The organism is Raineyella fluvialis, assembly GCF_009646095.1.
Taxonomy (GTDB): Bacteria; Actinomycetota; Actinomycetes; order Propionibacteriales; family Propionibacteriaceae; genus Raineyella; species Raineyella fluvialis.
On sequence record NZ_CP045725.1, the window covers coordinates 3,286,635 to 3,310,528 of the forward strand.

A 23,894-nucleotide genomic window follows, 5' to 3' on the forward strand; every position below is an offset into this window, starting at 1 on the left:
GGGTCTCCATGGGGTCACCTGCGGAACGGGGACGTGATCGGCGGTGTCCTGGGGGCGTTTCGGGGTGTCGGGCGCGACTCGTACCGGACCCCGCCGGGCCAGTCGACGAACGCGGCCCGGACGGCTTCGAGCGCGGCGACGGGGACGACCCACCGCATCCCCCGGCGGTCCCAGCGGCGGCCGGGGATCGTCTGAACCCTTTCCAGTGCCGAGTAGGGCGAGACGATGAGGGCGACGTTCCGGCCGACGGTGACGACGACGGGCCCGGTCTGGTCGGTCATCGGGTCACCCCGCGAAAGTACGGGCACGAGTTGTCGTGGTAGGTCGTCACCCGGTAGATGCCGCTGCTGTCGCGGGTCATGGTCTGGTAGGCGTGGCAGTCGTCACAACCGCCGGGGAACGACCGTCCGACGAGGGCGTCCAGGGCGGCGTTCCCGGGGGCTTTGCGCGCGCGGCGGCGGCTCACGCCGAACACCCCATGTGCATGGTGTCGCCAGCAGCGACAAGGGACGGGTGGAGGGGTTCACCGCACCCCGTGCAGAAGAAGGTGTCCGAAGTGTCCGTTGTGTCCGTTTGCGCACTCCGCCCTTCCTCGGTTCGGACACTTCGGACACTTCGGACAGTGGTTTCGGACGGGGTGAAGATTCCTCGGCCAGTCTTCGTGATCCGTCCGGACTCCGCGAGGCGACGCAGGTACTTACCCGCCTTGTCGGCGTCGATGTCGAGGGCCTCGGCCACGTCGGCGGCTCGGACACCCTCGGGGTGGGCGTTGACGTGGCGGAGGATGTTGCCCTGATCGTCCCCCAGGTTGCCCTGCTCGCGGCGCGTGGCGGCCTCCCGGGCGGCCTGGGCGAGGTTATCCCCCACGACCGTCCACTGCCCGTCGAAGTGGAGCGCGTACTCGTCTTCGTCCACGTCACGCCCCGTGACCCGAATGATCCCGTCAGCCTCCTGCCGCTTCCGGGCGAGCAACAGAATCGAGTCGGCGGCCCCGGCGATGCCGTTGGTGCCGGACACCTGCTGCACGAAGTCGTCGGCGCCCATCTTCCGGTCGTGGTGGAGTGCCAGCAGCGCGGACCCGGGCCAGTCGTCCACGATCCGCTTCAACGACGCTGTGAACAGGTAGTCATTCACATAGCCGGACTCCCCCGACCGGGTCGGGGGCATCGCCTTGCCCAACGTGTCGAGAATGACCAGGGGTGCGGGGCCGCAGTTCGGGAGCCGCTCCATCCACGCTTCGATGGTGTCCACGACGAGGGCGGGCTTCACGTCGGTGAGGTAGTCCAGGCCATTGGGCAGCGCCCGACCGAGGGTGAGCTTCCGCATCCGTTCCTGCAGTCGCCGGTCGCCGTCCTCGAGGGCCATCAGCAGCACGGGCCGGGCCGGTCCGACAGGGACCTTCCCCAGGGCCTTCCCGCCGGACGCAACCGCGAGGGCGAAGTCCAACGACATCCACGACTTGCCCATCTTCGGGCCACCGACCAACAGCGAGAACCCTTCGGGAACGATGCCCGGAATCATCCACTGCAGCGGCGGGAACGTCTGCTGGTCGAGCCAGACGGCCGACCGCAGTCCTGAGAGCAGCTCGGTGGTCATGCGCCCACCTCCCCGCACTCGGGGTGCGCGGCGTACCAGGCGGCAGCGGCCCGGTCAGCCCGCTCGAGGTCGGCCTCACGGCGGGCCCTTTCGGCCTCAGCCCGGGCGCGTTCCCGGGCCTGCCGGGCGATCTCGGCACGGACGGCGTTGCCCCACCGGGTGTACTGGGTGGGGTCCGAGGCCTCTACGTGGACCCGACCCAGGTGCAGCAGCGGCACACCGTCCAACAGGCCGTAGGGCTGGACCCGGGCCCCGAGACGGATGACGACATGCGTCCCGGCGGGCGCCTGCTCGCATGCCATCCAGAGGTCGCTGCGGGTGCGGCGGCTGTCGTCGGGTACGTGGACGACCAGGACACCGGTAACGACGGGGCCTGATACGCTGGCGGTGTCGCGGGTAACGACTTCGAGCCGCTCCGGTCCTGTACCGGGGCGGCTTTCGTATGTGGTCATGCGACTGCACCCCCGCGGGTTGCGGCCAGCCGGCCCCCGGTCGGGATGACGGACAAGGCGGCATCGATCTCGTTCAAGTCGACGCGAACGGACTTCGAGCCCATCCGGTAACCCGTGATCTCGCCCCGCGCGATCATGTCGCGGACGTGGCGGGTGGAACACACCAGGTACTCAGAGGCCTGGTCGAGGGTGGCGTAGCGGCGTACAGGCGGCAGGTGATCCTGAGGGACCTTGAGGCCAGCCCTCTGCGCAGTGGCCTTCGTGGCCATGAAAAACCTCCATGAGGAGTCGCAAGATAGCGACCCTCCATAGAGGTTCGTGATGGCACCTACGCTACACCATGCTGGCGCCGTGTGGAAACCCGGCGCGGGGTGTGTCTCCGTCAGGCGGGGTTACGCGCCCCGCAGCCACTCCATCAGCGACACACCCGACGACGGCGACCAGGACTCCACGGCGATCTCGGCATCCCGGCCCCGAATGTCGGCCAGCAGGGCGCGGACGTCCGGCACGTCGAACTCCACGACCCTGAGCCGCCACAGTTGCCCCGTGAACCGCTCCAGCTCCCCATCGTCTCTCGTGGCACCGGCAGGTAGAGGCCACAGGACGGCCGGGAGCAGGTGACCCGCCACCGGGAATGCGTGAACGTGGTCGCGGAGTCCTCATGGGGGCGGGTGAGCAGCTCGGCGGCCGTCTCATCCGCGGTGAACTCGTGGGTGACGTTGATCCCGTCATGCGTCCGCAGGATCATGACCGGCCCGTGCGACGGGTTGTCCGGGCAGAGGATGTTCACCGTGGTCCAGCGGGCCCCCTCGGGAGCTTCCGGCGGGGGTGTGCCCGGTTCCCAGTGGCCAAGCGGCCGGGCGGCCCAGGGGTTGTTCTCGGGCATCAGCGGTTGTTCCCTTCGTGGGGGGTGGCGATCAGGGCGGACAGGGACGCGGCGATCTCGGCGTCACGGCCCTTCGCGGCGTGCTGGTAGCGCAGCGCGGCCCCGGCGGTGGAGTGACCCAACCGGGCCATCAGCTCGGCCAGCGTCGCCCCGGTCGACGCGGCAAGGACCGCACCAGTGTGACGCAGGTCATGCCACCTCAAGTCGCTGCGCCCGGCCTTCTCGCGCGCCAGGCCGTAGACCTTGTACAGAGCCGACTGCCGAAGGTGGCCGCCCCCGCGGCAGGGAACACCAGGCCATCGCGGCCAGGCTGGGCGTAGGCGTCCAGGTGGTAGGAGAGTATCGGGAGCAGGTGCGGCGGGACGTGTACGTCCCGGATACCGCTGTCGGACTTGGGTGTCCCGACGACGGGCACGACCGACGTCGGGTGATCCGGATCGGCGCCCCGGACCCACGTCACGGCCCGGCGGACCCGGATCACACCGCGTTCCACGTCGATGTCGCGGCGGCGGAGTTCGGTCAGCTCGCCGAACCTCAGCGCGCACCAGGCGGCCAGCATCACCGCAAGCTGATACTTCGAGGGCATCGCCTCCGCGATCTTCGTCAGCTCGTCCACGGTCGCTGGCCGGGTCTTGTGGACTGTCTTCGCCGACCCCGCCCCCGGACGTGGCAGGGCTGAGACATGATCAACTGCTCCCCCAGCGCGGTGTTCATGACCGTCCGCAGCAGGCTGTAGGCGTGGGCCCGTTGAGTCGGGGTGTCCGACCCCAGACCGGACCACCACGACCGGACGACGAGCGGCGTGATGGCAGCTAGCTCGCGGTCCCCGAGGGTCGGAAGGATCTGCTTGTCGAGCAACTTGCGGTAGTGCTCCCGCGTCCTGGGCTTCAGGTCCCGGTCGGCGAGCCACTGCTCGGCGTACATCCGCAGCGTCAGGGGCGGTTCCTCGTCGTCCCCGCGAGTCTCGGGCGGGGTCCACGCGCCCCGTTCGACCAGTCGGCGTTCCCCAGCGAGCCACGTCTCCGCGTCTACGCGGGCGGTGAATGTGGTGCTGGCGTGGTGCTTCAGCAGGTCGGGCCCCGTGTACTCGGCCTGCAACCGGCCGGAGCGTTGCACCCTGATGGTGCCCCATCCACGACGCTTGCCCATTTGCCTGCAACCTCCGTGCACCGTAACCGGGTTGGAACCGTTCCATTTGGCTCCACTTGCCGCAACCGTATCACGGGACTAGATTGGGCGTCAGGTCGCCTGAAATGGCGGGTTTCCCTAGCAATCACGCGGACACCGGAGTCCACAGGTTGCGTGCGAGTGGTACAGGTTCGAATCCAGTACCGCCCACCCGCGGAAGCCGCTCTGACGAGGTGAAACACACCACGCAGAGCGGCTTCCTCCTTTCCCGGAGGCTCGCCGTATGCCCACCAGGCCGGCACAGGAAGGCCTTCTTCGGCGGGCCAGCCGAGGCCTCGGCACACGGCCCGACGGCGCGTACACCACCGCCACATTCTGGGAGAGGGTCCCAGTCCGTGAGACATCGACTTGCACTAGCCATTTCCGGCGGGTGAAAGTTCTCCTATCCACTTTTTGAGACGCCGTCCCAGGACGGCCCTCCTGACCAATACTCCCCCGCCACATCTTCGGACGTGTCCGCGGCTGGGGAGGAAAGGAACCGGCAATGACGGCCCCGGCCCTCGTCCTGCTCGCCCATGGCCACAGCGATCCGCAGATCGCCGAGATCACCCATGCGATGCGGAACGAGCTCATGGCCAGGTGCCCCGAATTGGTCGTACGCGCCGCCTATCTCGGCGGATCCGGCCCCTCCCCCGTACAGGTGGCCAGCAAACTCGCACGCATGGGCACCGAGGAGGCCGTCTTCGTCCCGCTCGAGGTCGGCTGCGCCTACCGGGCCAGCGTCGTCGCCCGTGACGCGATCGATCGGATCGCCGCCGCTGTCCCGGACCTGCGGGTGCAGTTGTCGCGACCGATCGGCCCCGAGCCGGTGCTCCTCACGATGCTCGACCGTACGCTTCGCCAAGCCCTCAGCGACCACCACGTGACGGAGCTCGACGGGTTGGTCCTGTCCACCGCCGGAACCGAGGACATCCGCAGCAGGGCGCTCCTGGCCCGGCGTACGCGTCAATGGGGCATGCACCACAAGCTGGCCTGCGTGACCGCCTACGTCGACGAGACCGGCCCTTCGGTCGAGGAGGCCATCCAGAGCCTCTGGAACCAGGGACGCCGCCATGTCGCCGTAGGATCGTGGTTCCTCAGCACCTCCGACCTCTGGGCCCATCAGGCGGAGTCCGCGCTGGCGGCCGGTGCGGTGGCGGTGAGCAGGCCGATGACGGCCGGTCCGGAGGTCGCCGAACTCGCCATGCACCGGTACGTGGTCGGCGCCATGGACCTGATCGATTTCGGGAGCCTGCTGCCGGTGGACGAGGACGCCGACGGGCTGGACGAGGTCGCGCAGTTGCACGCCATCGGCGCCTGACGGCCGCCCGGCCCTGGGCCCCGCCACGATCCCCTGTGACCCCGGTGGCCCGGATTACACTGGCCGGCATGAAGTCCCCCCGCCATCAGCCCCCGCAGGAACCGGCCCTGAAGCTGTCGGACCAGGAATGGCGCGCCCGGCTCACGGCCGCCGAGTATCACGTGCTGCGCGACGCAGGCACCGAACGTCCGTTCAGCGGTGAATACGAGACCACCACCACGCCGGGCGTGTACCGCTGCCGAGCCTGTGGCGCGGAATTGTTCCGCAGCACGGAGAAGTTCGACGCCCACTGCGGGTGGCCGGCGTTCTGGTCCCCCCTGGCCAAAGACCGGATCATCGAACTGGTCGACGACAGCCTCGGGATGCGACGCACGGAGGTGCGCTGCGCGAACTGCGGCTCCCACCTCGGACATGTGTTCGAGGGCGAGGGGTTCGACACGCCCACCGACCTGCGCTACTGCATCAACTCGATCAGTCTGACGCTCGAGCCGGGCGACGCACCCGCCTGATCCTCACGGCCGGCGGCCACGACGGTCCGCTCCCACGGAGGGGGCGGACCGTCGCCGCGGCAGGGGCGGTCGTCAGCGCCGTGCAGGTCAGCCCGGTCGTTCAGACCGTGGTGGGATTCCAGCTGCTCACGATCTCCGGGAGTTCGTAGCGCCGACCGGTGTAGAAGGGCACCTCCAACCGGGTGTGCCGACGGGCCTCCGCCCCACGCAGGTGGCGCATCAGGTCGACGATGCGGTGCAGTTTGTCAGCCTCGAAAGCCAGGATCCACTCATAGTCCCCCAGCGCGAACGAGGAGACGGTGTTCGCCCGGACGTCCGGGTACTCGCGCGCCATCATCCCGTGCTCGGACAACATCCGGCGTCGGTCGTCATCGGGCAGCAGGTACCACTCCAGCGACCGCACGAAGGGGTAGACGACGACGTAGTTGCGGGTCTCCTCGTCGGCCATGAAGGCCGGGACGTGCCCCTTGTTGAACTCGGCGGGACGGTGCAGGGCCACCTGCGACCAGACCGGTTCGAGCGTACGGCCGAGTGCTGAGGCCCGCAGCGTGTGGTACGCGGCCTGCACGGTCTCGACGGTGGGGGCATGCCACCACACCAGGAGATCGGCATCGGCGCGCAGCCCGGAGACGTCGTACCAGCCACGGATGACGAGGTCGTGCTCCTCGTCCTGGAGTCCGTCGAGCGCGGCGAGCGCCTGGTGGGCGGCCCCCGCACCGACGGCGGGGTCGGTCCGCCGGAAGACCGACCACATGGTGTAGCGGATGGTGTCGTTGATCTCGCGTGCCTTCTTCACGGCAATGCCTTTCTGCTGAGGGAGAGGGGTCAGTGTCCCAGCGCCTCGGCGCGGAGGGCGGGGCCCTCCTCGTGCACGAGGGCCACCAGGCGGGTCAGCACGTCGGGGTCGGCCGTGGCCGGGACTCCGTGGCCGAGATTGAAGATGTGACCCGGCGCCGCGGCGCCGGCCCGGATGACGTCCCGGGCGCGTTCGGCGACGACCTCCCACGGTGCCGACAGGAGAGCCGGGTCGAGATTGCCCTGCACCGCGCGGTCCGGGCCGATCCGCTTGGTGGCGTGGTCGAGGGGCACGCGCCAGTCGACGCCGACGACGTCGGCGCCGGCCGCGCCCATCAACCGGAGCAATTCGCCCGTCCCGACCCCGAAGTGGATCCGCGGCACGTCGGCGACCCGGGAGAGGACCGCGGTGGAGTGGGGCTGGACGCGGGTCGCGTAGTCGTAGGGGGCCAGGCTGCCGGCCCAGGAGTCGAAGAGTTGGACAGCCTGGGCGCCCGCGTCCACCTGGACCCGCAGGAAGGTCGCGGAGATGCGAGCCAGCCTGGCGCAGAGCTCGTCCCACAGCATCGGCTCGCCGGCCATCAGGGCCTTGGTCCGGGCATAGTCCCTGCTCGGGCCGCCCTCCACCAGGTAGGACGCGAGGGTGAACGGCGCCCCGGCGAAGCCGATCAGGGCCTTGTGCGCCGGCAGCTCCGCCCGGATCGCACGGATCGCCTCGGCGATGTCCGGGATCGCCGCGGGGTCGAGCTCCGGCAGTTCGTGGATCTGACGGGCGGTGCGGATCGGCTCGGTGATCACGGGTCCGACACCGGACTTGATCTCCAGATCGACTCCGGCAGCCGCCAGCGGCACCATGATGTCGGAGAAGAAGATCGCCGCATCGACGTCATGGCGCCGGACGGGCTGCAGGGTGATCTCGGTCACCAGGTCAGGCCGGCGGCAGGAATCCAGCATGGCGATGCCTTCACGGACGGCGCGGTATTCCGGCAGCGAACGTCCGGCTTGGCGCATGAACCACACGGGAAGGGCGGTACCCTGACGGCGATGCGCGGCGGCCAGCAGGCTGGGAGTGTCGGTCACCCCGCCATCCTCGCACGTCGGGCAAGGTGTCCCCGAGGCGTCCGACTCGCCGTTCCGCCGTACGGGTCGGCGGCACCCGCAAGGGCCCGGCGCGTCGCAGCCGGGCTGGGCGACCGTTCAGAATACCCTACAGGGGTGGCAGCGCATCCCGACCCCACGGCGACTCCGACCCCTTCCAGCGGGTGGTCGACGACTTGAGGGCGCACTCGTGGCGTCCGGGTCTGTCGATCGAGGAGGTTCCCTCCCCGCAGCGGGTCGCTCCGTACGCCGTGGCGTTCTCGGCGGACCTGACCCTGCGTGACCAGGAACTCGGAACGGGACGCCTCGTCATCCTCCATGACCCCGAGGGGGTGGACTCGTGGCAGGGCACCTTCCGCGTCGTCGCGTACGCCAAGGGCGACGCGGAACCCGAGATGGTCACCGACACGATGGCCGCCGAGGTCGGCTGGTCCTGGCTCTTGGAGGCGCTCGACTCCCATCACGCCGCGTACGTCGCGCCGAGCGGGAACGTGGCCTGCACCTGGAGCCGCTCCTTCGGGGGGCTGGAACAGCAGTCGCCGCAGGCCCAGCTGGAGGTCCGGGCCTCCTGGACCCCGGTCCTCGACGCGGACGGCGCCGGGATCGATGCCCACCTGGACGCCTTCGCCGAGTTGCTCTGCGCGACGTGCGGCATCCCGCCGCTGCCGGAGGGTGTCGTGATGATGACTCCGCTGCGGCAGCGCCGCCAGGAGCGCTGACCGTGGACGAGCCCGACGAGGATCTCCCCACGCTGCTCACCCCACGCGACGGGGTCCCGCCCCTGATCGACACTGATGCGGGCTTCGAGGCGATGATCGCCGCCCTGGCCGAGGGTGACGGGCCGGTCGGTATCGACACCGAGCGGGCGCACGGCTTCCGCTACTACCCGAAGGCTTGGCTGATCCAGCTACGCCGCCACGGCGGGGGCACCTTCCTGCTCGACCCGGTGGCGCTTGCCCCGGACGACGAGCTGGCTGACCTGAGCAGCCTGCGCGACGCGATCGGCCAGGCCGAGTGGATCATCCATGCCGCGACGCAGGACCTGCCGTGTCTGGTCGAAGTGGGTCTGATGCCGACCCGGCTTTTCGACACCGAGCTGGCGGGACGTCTGCTGGGCTACCCGCGGGTGTCCTTGGGCGCTATGGTCGAGCGGTTCTGCGGGGTGCGCCTGCTCAAGGAGCATTCCGCGGCCGATTGGTCCACCCGGCCGCTGCCGGAGGAATGGCTCGTGTACGCCGCCCTCGACGTCGAGCTGCTCGGCGAGTTGCGCGACGCCATGGCCGCCGAGCTCGTGGCCGCCGGGAAGGACGGGTGGGCGCAGGAGGAGTTCGCGGCTCTGGTCGCTGATGCCGGGACACCCAGACCGCCGCGGGAGGAGCCCTGGCGGCGGGTCTCCGGACTCCACGACATCCGCGGACGGCGCCAGCTGGCCATCGTCCGCGAGTTGTGGACGGCGCGCGAGGACCTCGCGGCGCGCCGGGACAAGGCACCGGGGCGCATCCTCCACGATCGCGTGATCATCGCGGCCGCCTCACGTCCCGATCTGACCGCCGGCAATCTCGCGGAACTGTCCGGCTTCCGTAAGGGCGTCGCGAAGCGCTACCTCAACGTCTGGTCCGATGCCGTGCGCCGGGTCGAGACGATGCGGCCCGAGGACTATCCGTCGGTCCGGGCCGCGCGGCGCGGACCGGGTGCCCCGCGGACCTGGCAGGGACACAACCCGGAGGCGTACGCCAGGTTCGTCGCGACGCGGGAGGTGCTCGTCCGGATCGCCGAGGAGCACTCCGTCCCGCCGGAGAACCTGCTCAGTCCCGACTCCTGGCACCAGCTCTGCTGGGACCCTCCGGCCTCACCGTCGCCCGTCGCGATCGACGAACGCCTCACCGAGGCCGGAGCACGACGCTGGCAGCGCGAACTGACCAGGGAGGCCCTCGCGGCCGTCCTGGCGAGCGACCGAGGCTGAGCCGGCCGATCCCGTCCGACTCAGCCTCTTGTCCGGCTCAGTCTCTCGTCAGGCTCAGTCCCGCTCGGGACGTACGACCTCGGTCGGGGAAGGTACGGGCAGGCGATCCAGTCGCAGCATGTGCTCCACCACGGAACGGGCGATGTCCTGACCGGTGAGGCCCAGGTCGGTGAGGATCTCGCCTCTCGAGCCCTGCGCGAGGTACTGGTCGGGGATCCCGAAGGTCTGGACGGGTGTGGTGATCTCGTGGTCCGCCATCGCCTGCTCGAGCCGGGCGCCGACTCCACCGACGACGCAGTTGTCCTCGATGGTGACCACGAGGTCGTGGTCCGCGACGAGGCCGAGGAGGTCCTCCCCCACCGGCAGGGCCCAGACCGGGTCGACCACGGTGGCCGGGATGCCCTGCTGGGTGAGGCGGCGGCCCACGTCGAGGCCGGTGCCGACCATCTGGCCGTACGCGACGACGAGCACTCGCGGCCGTCCTTCCGAGGAGTAGAGGACGTCGACCTCGCCGCGGTGCGTGATCGCTTCGATGTCGTCGGGCAACTTGTCCTTGGAGAAGCGGATGAGTGAGGGGGCATCATCGATGTCGACCGCCGCGTTCAGGGCGTCGCGCAGTCGCTGGCCATCGCGGGGGGCGGCGATGTGCAGCCCTGGCACGACCTGGAACACCGACATGTCCCACATGCCGTTGTGGCTGGGACCGTCGCTGCCGGTGACGCCCGCCCGGTCCAGGACGAAGGTGACACCGGCCCGGTGCAGACCGACATCCATCAGCACCTGGTCGAACGCCCGGTTGAGGAACGTGGAGTAGACCGCCACCACCGGATGGAGTCCCATGGCGGCCATCCCTGCCGCTGAGGTCACCGCGTGCTGCTCGGCGATGCCGACGTCGAAGGTGCGGTCAGGGTAGGTGGCGGCGAACCGGTTGAGGCCGGTCGGATGCAGCATGGCCGCGGTGATGGCCACGACATCGTCCCGGCGGCCACCGATCCGGACGAGCTCCTCGGCGAAGACATCGGTCCAGGTCGCCGTGACGATGCTGGAGAGCGGCTCCCCGGTGTGGGCGTCGATCTGGCCGATGGCGTGGAAGCGGTCCTCCTCGTTCTGTTCGGCCGCCCGGAAGCCATGCCCCTTCTGGGTGAGGCAGTGGACGATCACGGGCCCGCCGAAGTCCTTGGCCTGGGCCAGGGCCCGCTCCACGGCCGGCTCGTCGTGGCCGTCGATCGGCCCGACGTACTTCAGGCCGAGATCGGCGAAGAGCCCTTGAGGCGCCAGGACGTCCTTGAGCCCGATCTTCAGGCCGTGCAGCAGTTCGTACGCCGGTCGCCCGACCAGGGGCGCCCGGCTGACGTTGCGCTTGATCACGTCGAGGAGATCCTCGTAGCGCCGGTCGGTCCGCATCACGGCGAGGTGCTGTGCCAGACCGCCGACGGTCGGGGTGTAGGAGCGGCCGTTGTCGTTCACCACGATGACCAGTGGCAGGTCGTCCTGGACGGCGATGTTGTTGAGCGCCTCCCAGGCCATGCCTCCGGTCAACGCGCCGTCACCGACGAACGCGACGACCGTACGATCCTTCTCACCGCGGATCTTGAGTGCCTTGGCCATGCCCTCCGCCCACGACAGCGCGGCCGAGGCGTGCGAGTTCTCGACCCAGTCATGCTTCGACTCCTGGCGGCTGGGATAGCCGGACAGGCCGCCGCGCTGGCGCAGATCGTCGAAACCGCCCTGCCGACCCGTCAGGATCTTGTGGACGTAACTCTGGTGACCGGTGTCGAAGACGATCGGGTCGTGTGGAGAGGTGAAGGTGCGATGTACGGCCAGGGTGAGCTCGACCACACCGAGATTGGGTCCCAGGTGACCGCCGGTGCGGCTCACGTGGGTGATGAGGAAGTCACGGATCTCCGCGGCCAACTCGTCCATCTCGGTGCGGGTCAGGTCACCCAGGTCCTCAGGACCCTGGATCCTCTCCAACAATGGCATGCTGATCAGTCTAAGGCGCGACCCTTGGGATCCTCGACATTCACGGTTCCACCGGCATACTCACAGCCTCGGCACGAACGCCATACCGCGCAGCGCGTCGTCCACCAGACCGATGCCGTCACGGATCGTTCGCAGCCTCACCAACTCCTCCCGCCACGTGCGCACCGCCTCCTCGACCACCTGCGGCTCGACCTGGTCCCGCAGACTGAGCCGGGCGCGCGCCAGTCCCTCCTCCGATGCCCGCACCTGGGCCTCGACGACCTGGGCGGCGAACTGCGCGAGCACCACAGGGTGGCGCCGCAGCACCGGGTACCCCCGGAAATCCGCCGGACAGCAATCGAGGAGGAAGGCGATCGCACTGCGCTCCCAGTCGTCCACCCCAGGTGGCAGCACCGAGACCGGCCAGCCTGCCGGGAGGAAGGGCCGTCCGGACCCCCGCCCCGCGGGGCAGGTCCCTCCCCCACACCCCTGGTCACCCGGGCGTCCGCCCTGTCCCGGCCCGGGTGACGTCCCTCTTCTCCTGAGCGCCGCTGCGTCCAGGCCTCGGACGACTGCGGGCTGACGGCGCGCGGATCGCGACCCGGCGCCCCGGACGGACGATCCCCCGGCGGCGGCGAAACGTAGTCACCTCGCGGATACCCCATGGCCACTCCTCCTCCACCATTAATCGTACGCATGTTCGTAGCGTAGGCAAAGGCGCTGACAGTGGCACGGGCGGACCGCGACAGCGCAGCCCCGACTTCCCCCGCCCGACTCCGAGGCGGTATCATGCATCACAAGCTAACTGGTTGTCCGATACTCTCGGAGCGCCCGCCCGTCTCTCCGGCTCCGGCCGGGACCAACGACCCTCGAGGACGACAAGGAAGGCTCCGATGCTGGAGATCTCACACCTCACCCACCGCTTCGGCAGCACGCTGGCGGTGGACGATCTCACCCTGACCGTCCCCGCCGGGCGGATCACCGGGTTCATCGGCCACAACGGCGCGGGGAAGTCGACCACCCTGCGCGCGGCGGCCGGCATCCTGCCGTTCAACGCGGGTGCCATCGCGGTCGACGGGCACGACGTCCGTACCGATCCGATCGCGGCGAAGCGCGCCAGTGCCTTCCTGCCGGACAACCCCGATCTCTACGACTTCATGACCGGTCTGGATTTCCTGGCCTTCATCGCCGACCTCTATCGCATCCCGCGAGCCGAGCGTCGCGACCGCATCGGCTTCTACGCCGAGGCGTACGACATGACGGGCAACCTCGGCGGGGTGATCGGGGGCTACAGCCATGGCATGAAGCAGAAGCTCGCCCTGATCAGCGCCTTCCTGCGCCGCCCTCGCCTGCTGTTGCTGGACGAGCCCTTCGTCGGGCTCGACCCGTTGGCATCCCACACGCTCAAGGAGCACCTGCGCGCGCTGTGCCGCGACGGCGGCGCCGTCCTCTTCTCCACCCACGTCCTCGAGGTCGCCCAGACCCTCTGCGACGACATCGCCATCATCCGTCAGGGGCGCCTGGTGGTGAGCGGCCCCACCGCGACGGTGACCCGGGACGCTTCCCTCGAGGACGTGTTCCTCGAGCTGCAGGAGAACGCCCGATGACCCCGATCGTGGCTCTCACCCGGATCCAGTTGTGGGGCCTGCTGGTGGGGATGGGCGGGCGGACGCGCACCCGGCGCCGCTGGTCGGTGGCCGCTCTGGTGTCCATCGTCTCCCTCGCCACCCTGGGGCTCAGCGGCGTCTACTCCTTCGGCCTGGCGACCCTGCTCGGCAGGGTGGGCGCGGCCGATCTCGTCCTGGTGATCATGCCGGCCCTGGCCGCCTTCGGCGCCATCTCGGCCGGCACTTTCGGGGTCAGCAGGTCCGTCCTCGGCGGCCGGGACGACACCCTGTTGCTCAGCCTGCCGCTCCACCCGCGCACCATCGCCCTGGCGAAACTGGCCGCCGTGGCACTGCAGAACGCGTTGCTGCTCGTGCTCGTCACCGTCCCCGCGGGATTGGCGTACGCAGGGCAGGTCGCCGTCCCGGGGTGGTTCTGGCCGGTTCTGCTCGCCGGGGCACTGGTCCTCGCCCTCGGGGTGACTGGCCTGTCGATGGCCCTGGCGCTGCTCATCACCCTGGTCGCCCCCGGCGTCGTGGACGCACGGTGGTCAACGTGGTCATCCTCGTCGCCACGGTGGCGCTCTCGCTGGCCCCGTTCCCCGCCGCCCAGCGGGTCCGCACCCTGCTGGCATCCGACCCGGCCGCGGTCCGCGAAGCCCTGCGCCCGTGGGCCTGGGGATTCATGGCCCTGCGGGATGTCGCCGTCGACGGGTCGCCCGGTGCCGCGGCCCTGCTCCTGGCCCTCGGCCTCGTCCCGTTCGTCGCCGTCGCGTGGCTGGTGTCGGTGACGTACGTTCCGCTGCTCGCCGGGCGCACCGATGTCGCCCCCGCGGCCCGGCGGGTACGCATCGAGACCCTGGACGTGCGCTCCCCCTTCGCGGCACTGCTCCGTCGGGAGGCCCATCGCTTCCTCACCAGCACGATCTATGTGGTGAACAGCGGCTTCGGGGTCGTCATGCTGCTGGCCGGCGCCGGATGGCTGCTCTTCTCGGGCGGTCTGCCAGAGCCGCTGCGCGCTCTGGCCGTCGCCCTCGAGGTCCCCCTGCCGATCCTCGCCGCGGTCACCTTGGTCCTGCCCGTGTCGATGACCTGCACCACGGCCCCCAGCATCTCCCTGGAGGGGGACCGGTTGTGGATCCTTCGGGGCGCACCGCTCGACCCGCTGGAGGTCCTGGCCGCCAAGGCCACGCTCAACCTTCTCGTCGTGCTCCCGGCGCTCCTCCCGGCGGGGCTGGTGCTCGCGGTGTTGAGCGGCGCCGGTCCACTCGACGGGCTGCTGATCCTGCTGATCGGCATCCTCGTCACCGTGGCCGTGGCGGAGTTCGGTCTGGTCACCAACCTGGTCTGGCCGGTGCTCGATGCCCCCAGTGATGCCGTGGTGGTGAAGCAGAGCGTGAGTGTGCTGGCCGCGCTGGTCGGCGGATTCGTCGGCTGTGTCGCACTGACCGGCGTCGGGCTGGTCGCGGCGCCTGCAGTGGGCTCCACCGGGGCACTGGTGCTGATGGTGCTGGCCGCGGGTGTCACGGCCCTGCTGCTCTTCGGGGTGCTACGTGGCTGGGGGGTACGCGCCTTCGGCCGGCTGGGCTGAACTGTTGCGGGTGGACCGGTGGGCCGGGTCGATCAACCCCAGCCCAGCAGCCGGGTGATGGCCGCGGCGAGCGCGCCCAGGACCACCACGAGCAGGAAGGGCGCTCGGACCCACAAGGCCAGCGCGGCGACCCCGAGGGCGACCAGCCGGGCGTCCAGGACCAGGCCCTGGCCGTGGGCGAAGGTGTTCGTCACCACCAGGGCCGCGAGCAGACCGACGGTCAGCACCATCGTCAGTCTGGTCATCGCCGGCTGCTGCAGCACCCGGTCGGGCACCAGGTAGCCCGACAACTTCAGCGCGTACGCCGCGACGCAGGCCAACAGGATCCAGGCCCACACCGTCATCTGCGCTCCTCCTTCGCCCCGCGGGGCCGGCCGGGCCCCCACAGCGACCAGAGCACGGCCACGACGGCGGCAACCAGGATCGGGATCCCCGCCGGCACGAAAGGGGTCGCCACAGCGGTCGCCAACCCGCACACCACGGCGATCGAGCCGGCCTCACGGGTGCGGAGACGGGGCCACAGCAGACCCAGGAAGGCGGCGACGGCGGCCCCGTCGAGGCCCCACGCCCGGGGATCCCCCAGCGAGGATCCGATCAGGGCACCGACGAGGGTGAAGGCGTTCCACAGCACGAAGACACCGACACCGGCGGTCCAGAACCCGCGTCGCGTCTCCCCCGGGTCACTCCGACTGGATCCCACCGCCGTCGACTCGTCGATCGTCACCTGGGCGGCCACGTACCGCCGCCAGCCCCGCGGCCGCAGCAAGGCATTCATCGACACCCCGTAGACGGCGTTGCGCACGCCCAGCAGGGTCGCGGCGAGGGCAGCCGTGCCGCCGGCACCGCCACCGGCGATCGTGCCGATGAAGGCGAATTGCGACCCTCCGGTGAACATCAGGACCGAGAGCGCGCAGGTCTGGAGGAGGCTCAACCCGGAAGCCACCGAGAGCGCCCCGAAGGAGATCCCATAGAGCCCCGTCGCCGCCGAGACCGACAGTCCCAGCCGCACCGCGGGGGACGTCAGAGGGGAGGCCAGCACCTCGCGAAGTCTAGGCGAACGCGGGAACGCCGCCGGCCAGGAGTCGACGGGTGAGCCCCACCAGAGCGTGGTCGCCTCCGACCGGACCGATCAGGCTCAGGCCGACCGGAAGCCGCCGCCGGGTGGCGAGTGGCAGGGTGAGCGTCGGAAGTCCCCCGAGTGCCGCGATCCCGGTGAGGAGCGACGTCCGTTGACGTCCGCGTCGTCCTGCCGCCCCGCCCAGATCGCGGGTCGGCGCGACCGTCGCGGTGGTGGGGACGAGCAACACCCCATTGCCGATGAGCTCTGCCACGGCAGCCCGCGCTGCTGCCTGCGCCCGGCGCACCGCGTCCCCCCGGTCGGCGCCCACCGCTCGACCGGCGCGCAGCACCGCCCCGGCCTCGGGGCCGAGGTCGTCCTGGTGGGCGAGGGCCCAGGGACCGTACTGCGCCGCGGCCTCGACCTGCCTGGTGTCGCGGAACGTGTCCGCCCAGCCTTCCACCGTGGTCCGGGGCAGGTCGATCATCCGCATCGGCAGCACCGCGCTGTCCCACCGCTCCGTGATCGTCTCGATCGCCCGGACGACATCAGGATCGGCCAGCTCCAGCAGACTGCGGGCGAGCAGGACCTCGTCGGGCTCGCGGTGGCCGGCTTCCGGAAGCAGGACATCGGCGACGGCAGCCAGCGTTGCGAGGTCGCGCCCGACCCATCCGATGGCGTCGAGGGAGGGCGCGACGGTGGTGACCCCGTCGGTGGAGACAAGCCCGTGGGTCGTCCGCAACCCGAAGAGTCCTTGGTAGGAGGCGGGTACCAGGAGCGATCCACCGCTGTCCGTGCCGAGGCCGATGTCGGCCTGGCCGTGGGCGACCGCCGCGGTCACGCCGGACATCGCCCCGCCCGGGATGCGGTCCACCGCCCGGATGTTGAGCGGCATCCCCACGGGCCCGGCGCCGGAGGTGCCGAGGGCCAGTTCGTCGAGCTGGGCCAGCCCGACCAGCGCGGCGCCCGCCTCCAGCGTGGCCTCGACGACGGGAGCGGAGACCGAGGCCGTCGCGGCCTCGGTGAGCACGGCGTCACTGCCGAGCCCGCTGCGATGTCCCGCGACCCCGATGACATCGGCGACCGCAAGCCGGAGGCCGTCGAGGACTCCCGACCCCTGGGGCGCGACGAGCGGCGTGCCGGCCTCGCGCCAGATCCTCGGGTCGAGGGCGGGGACGGGAGCATCGACGTGGGCCGAGGCGATGCGCCAGCCCTCCGCCGTGTTCTCCCACAGGAGGGTCATCAGCCCGCGTCCGCCGCCCGGCGCGCGGTGGGTGACCGTGATCAGGGTGCCGTCGGGACCGATCTCGCGCAGGTGGGACTGGACCAGTCCGGCGATCGCCGGGAGGGGGTCGGCCCGGACCGCCTCAACGATCGCGGCGAAGCCCACCACCATGCCACCCCCGCGACCGAGCAGCGTCTGCTCACCGGGCAGGAAGAAGCGCTCGACCAGGCGAGGATCGCCGGCACCGAGGGCGGCGACGAAGTCACGGAAGGTGGGAGCCAGATCGGCGTCGTGGCTCGGCATGCGCGGCGTCACGCCACCACCGTAGCGCCCAGCCACGTCGGCGTCCGTGCCGAGCGTCGAGGACGCCGGAGCCGGCCGGGTGGTGTCCCACCCGACCGGCTCCGATCAGTTCAACGCAGCGACCTCAATCGGTCAGATTTCAGGCAGCAGCCTTCATGTGACGCAGCACGTACTGCAGGATGCCGCCGTTGCGGTAGTAGTCGGCCTCACCGGGGGTGTCGATGCGGACGACGGCCTCGAACTCGACGACCGAGCCGTCGGGACGGGTGGCGGTGACGTGCACCGTCTTGGGGGTGTTGCCGTTGTTGAGCTCCTCGACACCGGAGATGTCGAAGGTCTCCTCACCGGTCAGGCCCAGGGACTCGTGCGACTCGCCGGCGGGGAACTGCAGCGGGAGGACGCCCATGCCGATCAGGTTCGAGCGGTGGATCCGCTCGTACGACTCGACGATGACGGCCTTGACGCCCAGCAGCATGGTGCCCTTGGCGGCCCAGTCACGCGAGGAACCGGAGCCGTACTCCTTGCCACCGAGGACGACCAGCGGGGTGCCTGCCGCACGGTAGGCCTCGGAGGCTTCGAACACCGTGGTCACCGGGCCCTCGGCCTGGGTGAAGTCGCGGGTGAAGCCACCCTCGGTGCCCGGCGCGACCTGGTTGCGCAGGCGGATGTTGGCGAAGGTGCCGCGGATCATCACCTCGTGGTTGCCACGACGGGAACCGTACGAGTTGAAGTCCTTGCGCTCCACACCGTGACCGGCCAGGTAACGACCGGCCGGGGAGTCTGCCTTGATGTTGCCGGCCGGCGAGATGTGGTCGGTGGTGACCGAGTCACCCAGCTTCAGCAGGACGCGGGCGCCCTTGATGTCGCTGACCGGCTCAGGGGTCTCGGGCATGCCGTCGAAGTAGGGGGCCTTGCGGACGTAGGTGGAACCCTCGTCCCAGGTGAAGGTCTTGCCCTCCGGGGTGGGCAGCGAGCGCCAGCGCTCGTCACCCTTGAAGACGTCGGCGTAGTCCTTGGTGAACATCTCCGGGGAGATCGAAGAGTTGACCACCTCGTCGATCTCGGCCTGGGAGGGCCAGAGGTCACGCATGAAGACGTCGTTGCCGTCCTGGTCCTTGCCGAGCGCCTCGGTGGCCAGGTCGATGTCCATCGTGCCGGCCAGCGCGTAGATGATGACGAGCATCGGCGAGGCGAGGTAGTTCATCTTCACGTCCGGGCTGATCCGGCCCTCGAAGTTGCGGTTACCGGACAGCACGGCGGTGACCGCCATGTCGTTCTCGTTGACCGCCTGGGAGACCTCGGGGATCAGCGGGCCGGTGTTGCCGATGCAGGTGGTGCAGCCGTAGCCGACGGTGTTGAAGCGGATGTCGTCGAGGTACTGCTGCAGTCCGGCCTTCTCGTAGTAGTCGGTGACGACCTGGGAGCCCGGGGCGACTGAGGTCTTCACCCACGGCTTGGGCGAGAGACCCTTCTCGACGGCCTTCTTGGCGATCAGGGCGGCGCCCAGCATCACCGAGGGGTTCGAGGTGTTGGTGCAGGAGGTGATGGCCGCGACCGTCACCGCACCGTTGGGCAGCTCGAAGGAGGTGCCGTCGGCCAGGGTCACCGGCGCGGTGGCCTTCCAGTCCTCGGTGTAGGACGGCACGGTGGCCTCGAACTTGTCCTTGGCCTCGGACAGCAGGATGCGGTCCTGCGGGCGCTTCGGGCCAGAGATCGACGGGACGACCGTCGACAGGTCCAGCTCGAGGTACTCGGAGTACTTGGCCTCCTTGGTGGTGTCCAGCCACAGGCCCTGGGTCTTGGCGTACGCCTCGACGAGGGCGATCTGGTCCTCGGTGCGCCCGGTCAGGCGCAGGTAGTCGATGGTCTTGTCGTCGATCGGGAACACCGCGATGGTCGAGCCGTACTCCGGCGACATGTTGCCGATGGTGGCGCGGTTGGCGAGCGGGATCGAGGCGAGGCCCTCGCCGTAGAACTCGACGAACTTGCCGACGACGCCGTGCTTGCGCAGCATGTCGGTGATCGTGAGCACCAGGTCGGTGGCGGTGACACCCTCGTTGAGCGAGCCGGTCAGCTTGAAGCCGACGACGCGCGGGATCAGCATGGAGACCGGCTGGCCCAGCATCGCGGCCTCAGCCTCGATGCCGCCCACGCCCCAGCCGACGACGCCGAGGCCGTTGACCATCGTGGTGTGGGAGTCGGTGCCGACGCAGGTGTCGGGGTAGGCCTGCAGCACACCGTTGACCTCACGCGGGAAGACGACGCGCGCCAGGTTCTCGATGTTGACCTGGTGGACGATGCCGGTGCCCGGGGGACGACCTTGAAGTCGTCGAACGCGGTCTGGCCCCAGCGCAGGAACTGGTAGCGCTCCTGGTTGCGCTGGTACTCGACGTCCACGTTCTTGGTGAAGGCCTCGGGGGTGCCGAAGTGCTCCACGATCACGGAGTGGTCGATGACCATCTCGGCCGGGGAGAGCGGGTTGACCTTGGTCGGGTCCCCGCCGAGGTCGGTGATCGCCTCGCGCATGGTGGCCAGGTCGACCACGCACGGCACGCCGGTGAAGTCCTGCATGATCACGCGGGCCGGGGTGAACTGGATCTCCTTGCTCGGCTCGGCAGCAGGATCCCAGGAGGCGAGGGCCTTGATGTCGTCGGCGGTGATGTTCGCGCCGTCCTCCGTACGGAGCAGGTTCTCCAGGAGGACCTTCAGGGAGTACGGGAGGTGCTCGGAGCCCTCGACCGCATCCAGGCGGAAGATCTCGTAGTTCGTGCCGTTGACCTCCAGGCCGGCTTTGGCACCCAGGCTGTTGACGCTCATGAATACAGCTCCCTCGACAGTTTTCTCTTGACGTCAAGATACCACGGTTTTCCCGTGCTTCCCCGATCCAAGCACGTCACCGCCGTCCGCGCAGCCCGCCCCGGAACATCACCCCGATCCACACCGAAGCACGGCACACCGACGGGGACCGCGTCACCGGACCCCACTGCGCGTCCTCTCAGCACCATCGGTTAGCGTCATCGGACCATCACAGTGCGGGAGCTCCGTCGTCGCAGGGGCTGAGAGGACGCCGGCATCGGGCGTCGACCGCTGGAACCTGCCCGGGTAATGCCGGCGAAGGGAGACACCATGGGTCACACCCATCCCACCGTTGCTGACGCCAGCGACATCACCATCGGCCCCATCCGCGGGAGCCACAAGGCCTGGGTCGGGACCACCGGTCCGGCCGGGGAGCCCCTCCGGGTGCCGGTGCGTCGCATCGAGCTGACCAACGGGGAACATCTCGACGTGTACGACACCTCCGGTCCGTACACCTCGTACACCACCGCCGCCGAGGTGCACGACCTCGCCGTCGGACTACCACGGCTGCGCGAGGACTGGTCCCGGCCCCACGCCGTGCCCGCGGACCCGGCCCAGCCGTCGTCCCCGCGGGTGCGTACGCAACTCGCCTGGGCCCGCAACGGGGTCACCACCCCGGAGATGGCCTTCATCGCGGCACGTGAGGGCTTGTCCGTCGACGTGCTCCGGGCCGAGGTCGCGGCGGGCCGCGCCGTCATCCCGGCCAACCATCGCCACCCGGAGGCGGAGCCGATGGTGATCGGCAAGAAGTTCGCCGTGAAGGTCAACGCCAACATCGGCAACTCCGTCGTCCGCAGTTCCATCGCGGAGGAGGTGGAGAAGATGGTGTGGGCGACCCGGTGGGGTGCCGACACGATCATGGACCTGTCGACGGGCCGCGACATCCACCTGACCCGGGAATGGATCCTGCGCAACTCCCCCGTGCCGCTCGGCACGGTCCCGATCTACCAGGCGCTCGAGAAGGTCGACGGCGACCCCACCGCGCTGACCTGGGAGATCTACCGCGACACGGTGATCGAGCAGGCCGAACAGGGCGTGGACTACATGACGGTGCACGCCGGCGTGCTGCTGCGCTACGTCCCGCTGGCGGCCCGCCGGGTGACGGGCATCGTGTCCCGGGGTGGCTCGATCATGGCCGCCTGGTGCCTGGCCCACCACACCGAGTCGTTCCTCTACACCCACTTCGCGGAACTCTGCGACATCCTCGCCGCGTACGACATCACCTTCTCGCTCGGTGACGGCCTGCGCCCGGGCTCCATCGCCGACGCCAACGACGAGGCCCAGCTCGCCGAGTTGCGCACCCTGGGTGAACTCACCCGGATCGCCAAGGGTCGCGGGGTCCAGGTGATGATCGAGGGCCCGGGCCACGTGCCGATGCACAAGATCGTGGAGAACGTCCGCCTGGAGGAGGAGTGGTGTGACGAGGCGCCGTTCTACACCCTCGGCCCGCTGGCCACCGACATCGCCCCCGGCTACGACCACATCACCTCCGCCATCGGGGCGGCGATGATCGCGCAGGCCGGCACCGCGATGCTGTGCTACGTCACCCCCAAGGAGCACCTGGGGCTGCCGGACCGCGACGACGTGAAGGTTGGGGTGATCACCTACAAGATCGCCGCCCACTCGGCTGACCTCGCCAAGGCCCACCCCGGCGCCCAGTTGCGCGACGATGCCCTGTCCAGGGCCCGGTTCGAGTTCCGGTGGCAGGACCAGTTCAACCTCGGACTCGACCCGGACACGGCTGTCGCCTTCCACGACGAGACCCTGCCCGCGGAACCCGCCAAGAACGCCCACTTCTGCTCGATGTGCGGGCCCAAGTTCTGCTCGATGCGGATCAGCCAGGACGTCCGTGACTACGCCGAAACGCACGGCCTGACCTCGGTGGAGGCGATCGAGGCGGGGATGGCGGAGAAGTCGGCGGAGTTCGTCGACCAGGGGGCCCGGGTCTACCTCCCGGTGGTGGACTGAAGCGCGTCCCAGGCGGGGCATCAGCGACCCACACCCAGCGTCAGAGGCGGCCCCTAGGCTGCGGCCATGTCCTCGCGCATCTCGTCCGACTTCGGCTCCCTCGGGGACCGCACGGGTGGGACGGCGCGGGGACCTGCCGCGGCCACGGAGGAGGGCCGCACCCGCTGGGTCGAAGTCGATGACGGGAGGTGGCTGCCGGGCGTTCTGGTGTCCTGGTCCCACTCCCCCGGCGGCTGGCTGGCCCTGGTGGCCTGGGTCGACGAGGAGCGACTCACCGTGGCCACGGTTCCGAGCACCAGGGTGCGCCCGGTTCGCCGGGCCGTGGCGCCGACGCCGTACAAGCCGCATCCCGGCCCGTAGGATGACGATGTGAACCTCTCAGCGCGCACCGAGTACGCCGTCCGCGCGATGGTGCACTTGGCGACCGCCGATCCGGCCGAGCCGATGACCTTGGACTCCGTCGCCCAGCAGGAGGACCTGCCGCGCAAGTTCATGGAGGCGATCTTCGCCGACCTGCGGCGGGCCGGGCTGATCACCAGCCTGCGGGGATCTCGCGGCGGCTACTTCCTGGCCCGTAGCGGTGACGCCATCACCATCGGCGACATCATGCGGGCCGTCGACGGGCCTCTCTGGGAGGTGCGCGGGCTGCGCCCCCAGGACACCGAGTATCGCGGCGTCACCCAGCACCTGCCGACCCTGTGGGTGGCGGTGCGCGCCTCCCTGCGCGCGGTGTTGGATTCGACCTCGCTCTCCCAGCTCGCCAGCGGGCATTTCAACGATCGCGTGACGGCACTGACCGCCGATGACGGCGCCTGGACCAACCACTGAGGCTTTGCCCTTACCCGCCGCGTGCCATGACTCGGCACGGCCAACCGACCTGAGCGGCACTTTATACCCCTTATTCCTACATCTTTAGTGATGTATTGACTCGCCTTATTGTTCTGGCTAACGTCGAGGCCACGAAGCCCATCGCCTCCCTCGAAAGGCCGCCCCATGACCCAACTGCTCACCGTCTCCGGCAGTCCATCGGCCACCTCCCGGGGAAACGCCCTCGCCCGGCTCGTCGGCGCCCAGCTGACCGGCAATGGACACTACGTGGACCACCTCGCCGTCCGGGACCTGCCGGCCGACGCGCTGCTGCACGCCGACTTCGCTGATCCGGCCATCCGAGCCAGCCAGGACGCAGTCGCCAGCGCCGAAGGCCTGGTCATCGTGACACCGGTCTACAAGGCGTCCTTCTCCGGGGCTCTCAAGGCATGGCTGGACCTGCTGCCACAGACGGCGCTCGACGGCAAGACCGTGCTACCGCTGGCGACCAGCGGCTCCCTCGCCCACGCCCTCGCCCTCGACTACGCCCTGCGGCCGGTGCTCCAGGCCCTCGGCGCCCGCCACGTCGTGCAGAGCCACCTCGTCACCGACACCCAGATCGCGGTCCAGGCGGACGGCACCGTACGCCTCCACGAATCGGCGGTGGAACGGCTCGACGCCGCCGTCGAGGCGTTCTCCACCGCCCTGCCGTACGTCTCCGCCGCCGCGTGACA

27 protein-coding genes and 1 pseudogene are annotated in these 23,894 nt (G+C 69.9%); 11 read left to right on the forward strand and 17 right to left on the reverse strand.

The annotated features are described in order from the left end of the window. Positions 1-14: 14 nt before the first annotated feature. From Rai3103_RS15130 to Rai3103_RS18025, 9 genes are all read right to left on the reverse strand, one after another. Positions 15-281 (reverse strand): hypothetical protein, encoded by a 267-nt coding sequence (locus Rai3103_RS15130; RefSeq protein ID WP_153573270.1) that lies wholly within the window; start codon positions 279-281, stop codon positions 15-17. After that, the gene (locus Rai3103_RS15135) at positions 278-466 is read right to left on the reverse strand and encodes a hypothetical protein (protein WP_153573271.1); all 189 of its coding nucleotides are present in this window, start codon (positions 464-466) and stop codon (positions 278-280) included. The genes Rai3103_RS15130 and Rai3103_RS15135 overlap by 4 nt, the downstream gene beginning before the upstream one ends. Continuing rightward, a complete protein-coding gene (locus Rai3103_RS15140) occupies positions 463-1,596 on the reverse strand; it encodes an AAA family ATPase (RefSeq protein WP_153573272.1) in 1,134 nt (377 codons plus the stop codon). The genes Rai3103_RS15135 and Rai3103_RS15140 overlap by 4 nt, the downstream gene beginning before the upstream one ends. After that, positions 1,593-2,048: a hypothetical protein gene (locus Rai3103_RS15145; RefSeq protein WP_153573273.1), complete on the reverse strand. Its 456-nt coding sequence runs from the start codon at positions 2,046-2,048 to the stop codon at positions 1,593-1,595. The genes Rai3103_RS15140 and Rai3103_RS15145 overlap by 4 nt, the downstream gene beginning before the upstream one ends. Continuing rightward, positions 2,045-2,317, reverse strand: coding sequence for an excisionase family DNA-binding protein (locus Rai3103_RS15150; protein ID WP_153573274.1), 273 nt, complete (start codon positions 2,315-2,317; stop codon positions 2,045-2,047). The genes Rai3103_RS15145 and Rai3103_RS15150 overlap by 4 nt, the downstream gene beginning before the upstream one ends. 123 nt (positions 2,318-2,440) lie before the next feature. Continuing rightward, positions 2,441-2,569: a hypothetical protein gene (locus Rai3103_RS18630; RefSeq protein WP_277872983.1), complete on the reverse strand. Its 129-nt coding sequence runs from the start codon at positions 2,567-2,569 to the stop codon at positions 2,441-2,443. Positions 2,570-2,933: 364 nt separating this feature from the next. Continuing rightward, positions 2,934-3,137 carry a hypothetical protein gene (locus tag Rai3103_RS18015; protein ID WP_228488971.1) on the reverse strand — a complete coding sequence of 68 codons (204 nt, stop codon included), beginning with the start codon at positions 3,135-3,137 and terminating at the stop codon, positions 2,934-2,936. Then, positions 3,134-3,550: a site-specific integrase gene (locus tag Rai3103_RS18020; protein ID WP_228488972.1), complete on the reverse strand. Its 417-nt coding sequence runs from the start codon at positions 3,548-3,550 to the stop codon at positions 3,134-3,136. Before Rai3103_RS18020 ends, Rai3103_RS18015 begins: the two co-directional genes overlap by 4 nt. Beyond that, on the reverse strand, positions 3,538-4,083 hold the full coding sequence (locus Rai3103_RS18025) for an N-terminal phage integrase SAM-like domain-containing protein (RefSeq protein ID WP_228488973.1): 546 nt from the start codon (positions 4,081-4,083) through the stop codon (positions 3,538-3,540). Before Rai3103_RS18025 ends, Rai3103_RS18020 begins: the two co-directional genes overlap by 13 nt. Positions 4,084-4,606: 523 nt before the next feature. Between Rai3103_RS18025 and Rai3103_RS15160 the strand changes: the two genes are divergently transcribed. Together Rai3103_RS15160 and msrB are read left to right on the forward strand one after the other, a co-directional pair. Further along, positions 4,607-5,422 (forward strand): sirohydrochlorin chelatase, encoded by an 816-nt coding sequence (locus Rai3103_RS15160; protein WP_153573275.1) that lies wholly within the window; start codon positions 4,607-4,609, stop codon positions 5,420-5,422. Between the two features lie 68 nt (positions 5,423-5,490). After that, positions 5,491-5,931, forward strand: coding sequence for a peptide-methionine (R)-S-oxide reductase MsrB (gene msrB, locus Rai3103_RS15165; protein ID WP_153573276.1), 441 nt, complete (start codon positions 5,491-5,493; stop codon positions 5,929-5,931). A 100-nt stretch (positions 5,932-6,031) separates the two neighbouring features. Here the strand turns inward: msrB and hemQ are convergent, their stop codons facing one another. Together hemQ and hemE are read right to left on the reverse strand one after the other, a co-directional pair. Then, a complete protein-coding gene (gene hemQ, locus Rai3103_RS15170; RefSeq protein ID WP_338420030.1) occupies positions 6,032-6,727 on the reverse strand; it encodes a hydrogen peroxide-dependent heme synthase in 696 nt (231 codons plus the stop codon). Positions 6,728-6,756: 29 nt separating this feature from the next. Further along, on the reverse strand, positions 6,757-7,806 hold the full coding sequence (hemE, locus tag Rai3103_RS15175; RefSeq protein WP_153573277.1) for a uroporphyrinogen decarboxylase: 1,050 nt from the start codon (positions 7,804-7,806) through the stop codon (positions 6,757-6,759). A gap of 182 nt (positions 7,807-7,988) precedes the next feature. Between hemE and Rai3103_RS15180 the strand changes: the two genes are divergently transcribed. Both Rai3103_RS15180 and Rai3103_RS15185 read left to right on the forward strand, forming a co-directional pair. Then, a complete protein-coding gene (locus Rai3103_RS15180; RefSeq protein ID WP_153573278.1) occupies positions 7,989-8,543 on the forward strand; it encodes a DUF3000 domain-containing protein in 555 nt (184 codons plus the stop codon). A 2-nt stretch (positions 8,544-8,545) separates the two neighbouring features. Continuing rightward, positions 8,546-9,787, forward strand: coding sequence for a ribonuclease D (locus Rai3103_RS15185; protein WP_228488974.1), 1,242 nt, complete (start codon positions 8,546-8,548; stop codon positions 9,785-9,787). A gap of 54 nt (positions 9,788-9,841) precedes the next feature. Here Rai3103_RS15185 and dxs read toward each other — a convergent pair whose 3' ends face one another. Both dxs and Rai3103_RS15195 read right to left on the reverse strand, forming a co-directional pair. Further along, positions 9,842-11,770: a 1-deoxy-D-xylulose-5-phosphate synthase gene (gene dxs / locus Rai3103_RS15190; protein ID WP_153573280.1), complete on the reverse strand. Its 1,929-nt coding sequence runs from the start codon at positions 11,768-11,770 to the stop codon at positions 9,842-9,844. Positions 11,771-11,830: 60 nt separating this feature from the next. Then, positions 11,831-12,163, reverse strand: a complete 333-nt coding sequence (locus Rai3103_RS15195; RefSeq protein WP_194793171.1) for a hypothetical protein — start codon at positions 12,161-12,163, stop codon at positions 11,831-11,833. A gap of 479 nt (positions 12,164-12,642) precedes the next feature. Between Rai3103_RS15195 and Rai3103_RS15200 the strand changes: the two genes are divergently transcribed. Genes Rai3103_RS15200 through Rai3103_RS15210 form a run of 3 tightly spaced genes read left to right on the forward strand, consistent with a single transcriptional unit; the run spans position 12,643 to position 14,944 of the window. Next, positions 12,643-13,356: an ABC transporter ATP-binding protein gene (locus Rai3103_RS15200; protein ID WP_153573281.1), complete on the forward strand. Its 714-nt coding sequence runs from the start codon at positions 12,643-12,645 to the stop codon at positions 13,354-13,356. Then, positions 13,353-14,144 (forward strand): hypothetical protein, encoded by a 792-nt coding sequence (locus tag Rai3103_RS15205; protein WP_153573282.1) that lies wholly within the window; start codon positions 13,353-13,355, stop codon positions 14,142-14,144. The genes Rai3103_RS15200 and Rai3103_RS15205 overlap by 4 nt, the downstream gene beginning before the upstream one ends. After that, entirely contained in the window at positions 14,039-14,944 is a 906-nt protein-coding gene (locus Rai3103_RS15210) for a hypothetical protein (protein WP_153573283.1), read from the forward strand. The genes Rai3103_RS15205 and Rai3103_RS15210 overlap by 106 nt, the downstream gene beginning before the upstream one ends. 32 nt (positions 14,945-14,976) lie before the next feature. Here Rai3103_RS15210 and Rai3103_RS15215 read toward each other — a convergent pair whose 3' ends face one another. The 4 genes and pseudogenes from Rai3103_RS15215 to acnA all read right to left on the reverse strand — a co-directional run bounded on the left by Rai3103_RS15215 (position 14,977) and on the right by acnA (position 20,346). Beyond that, complete coding sequence (locus tag Rai3103_RS15215; RefSeq protein ID WP_153573284.1) at positions 14,977-15,288, reverse strand: AzlD domain-containing protein; 312 nt, start codon at positions 15,286-15,288, stop codon at positions 14,977-14,979. Further along, positions 15,285-15,983, reverse strand: coding sequence for an AzlC family ABC transporter permease (locus Rai3103_RS15220; protein WP_228488975.1), 699 nt, complete (start codon positions 15,981-15,983; stop codon positions 15,285-15,287). The genes Rai3103_RS15215 and Rai3103_RS15220 overlap by 4 nt, the downstream gene beginning before the upstream one ends. A gap of 10 nt (positions 15,984-15,993) precedes the next feature. Further along, a complete protein-coding gene (locus Rai3103_RS15225) occupies positions 15,994-17,541 on the reverse strand; it encodes an amidase family protein (RefSeq protein ID WP_153573285.1) in 1,548 nt (515 codons plus the stop codon). Positions 17,542-17,668: 127 nt separating this feature from the next. Continuing rightward, positions 17,669-20,346, reverse strand: a pseudogene (gene acnA, locus Rai3103_RS15230) (aconitate hydratase AcnA). A gap of 309 nt (positions 20,347-20,655) precedes the next feature. On the opposite strand from acnA, the gene thiC reads away from it, so the two are divergent. The 4 genes from thiC (at position 20,656) to ssuE (ending at position 23,892) form a co-directional block, all read left to right on the forward strand. Continuing rightward, positions 20,656-22,353, forward strand: coding sequence for a phosphomethylpyrimidine synthase ThiC (gene thiC, locus Rai3103_RS15235; protein ID WP_153573286.1), 1,698 nt, complete (start codon positions 20,656-20,658; stop codon positions 22,351-22,353). A 66-nt stretch (positions 22,354-22,419) separates the two neighbouring features. Continuing rightward, positions 22,420-22,713, forward strand: coding sequence for a hypothetical protein (locus Rai3103_RS15240; RefSeq protein WP_153573287.1), 294 nt, complete (start codon positions 22,420-22,422; stop codon positions 22,711-22,713). A gap of 9 nt (positions 22,714-22,722) precedes the next feature. Next, the gene (locus Rai3103_RS15245) at positions 22,723-23,181 is read left to right on the forward strand and encodes an RrF2 family transcriptional regulator (RefSeq protein ID WP_153573288.1); all 459 of its coding nucleotides are present in this window, start codon (positions 22,723-22,725) and stop codon (positions 23,179-23,181) included. 165 nt (positions 23,182-23,346) lie between these two features. Beyond that, positions 23,347-23,892 carry an NADPH-dependent FMN reductase gene (ssuE, locus tag Rai3103_RS15250; protein ID WP_153573289.1) on the forward strand — a complete coding sequence of 182 codons (546 nt, stop codon included), beginning with the start codon at positions 23,347-23,349 and terminating at the stop codon, positions 23,890-23,892. Positions 23,893-23,894 lie beyond the last annotated feature (2 nt).

Bases quoted from the DNA above. Each gene is read 5' to 3' on its own strand.
- Rai3103_RS15145 (WP_153573273.1), bottom strand. From the start codon at position 2,048: ATGACCACATACGAAAGCCGCCCCGGTACAGGACCGGAGCGGCTCGAA.
- ssuE (WP_153573289.1), top strand. From the start codon at position 23,347: ATGACCCAACTGCTCACCGTCTCCGGCAGTCCATCGGCCACCTCCCGG.
- thiC (WP_153573286.1), top strand. From the start codon at position 20,656: ATGGGTCACACCCATCCCACCGTTGCTGACGCCAGCGACATCACCATC.
- Rai3103_RS15160 (WP_153573275.1), top strand. From the start codon at position 4,607: ATGACGGCCCCGGCCCTCGTCCTGCTCGCCCATGGCCACAGCGATCCG.
- Rai3103_RS15215 (WP_153573284.1), bottom strand. From the start codon at position 15,288: ATGACGGTGTGGGCCTGGATCCTGTTGGCCTGCGTCGCGGCGTACGCG.
- msrB (WP_153573276.1), top strand. From the start codon at position 5,491: ATGAAGTCCCCCCGCCATCAGCCCCCGCAGGAACCGGCCCTGAAGCTG.
- Rai3103_RS15130 (WP_153573270.1), bottom strand. From the start codon at position 281: ATGACCGACCAGACCGGGCCCGTCGTCGTCACCGTCGGCCGGAACGTC.
- Rai3103_RS15210 (WP_153573283.1), top strand. From the start codon at position 14,039: ATGGCCCTGCGGGATGTCGCCGTCGACGGGTCGCCCGGTGCCGCGGCC.
- Rai3103_RS15150 (WP_153573274.1), bottom strand. From the start codon at position 2,317: ATGGCCACGAAGGCCACTGCGCAGAGGGCTGGCCTCAAGGTCCCTCAG.
- Rai3103_RS15205 (WP_153573282.1), top strand. From the start codon at position 13,353: ATGACCCCGATCGTGGCTCTCACCCGGATCCAGTTGTGGGGCCTGCTG.
- Rai3103_RS15200 (WP_153573281.1), top strand. From the start codon at position 12,643: ATGCTGGAGATCTCACACCTCACCCACCGCTTCGGCAGCACGCTGGCG.
- Rai3103_RS15240 (WP_153573287.1), top strand. From the start codon at position 22,420: ATGTCCTCGCGCATCTCGTCCGACTTCGGCTCCCTCGGGGACCGCACG.
- dxs (WP_153573280.1), bottom strand. From the start codon at position 11,770: ATGCCATTGTTGGAGAGGATCCAGGGTCCTGAGGACCTGGGTGACCTG.
- Rai3103_RS15140 (WP_153573272.1), bottom strand. From the start codon at position 1,596: ATGACCACCGAGCTGCTCTCAGGACTGCGGTCGGCCGTCTGGCTCGAC.
- Rai3103_RS18025 (WP_228488973.1), bottom strand. From the start codon at position 4,083: ATGGGCAAGCGTCGTGGATGGGGCACCATCAGGGTGCAACGCTCCGGC.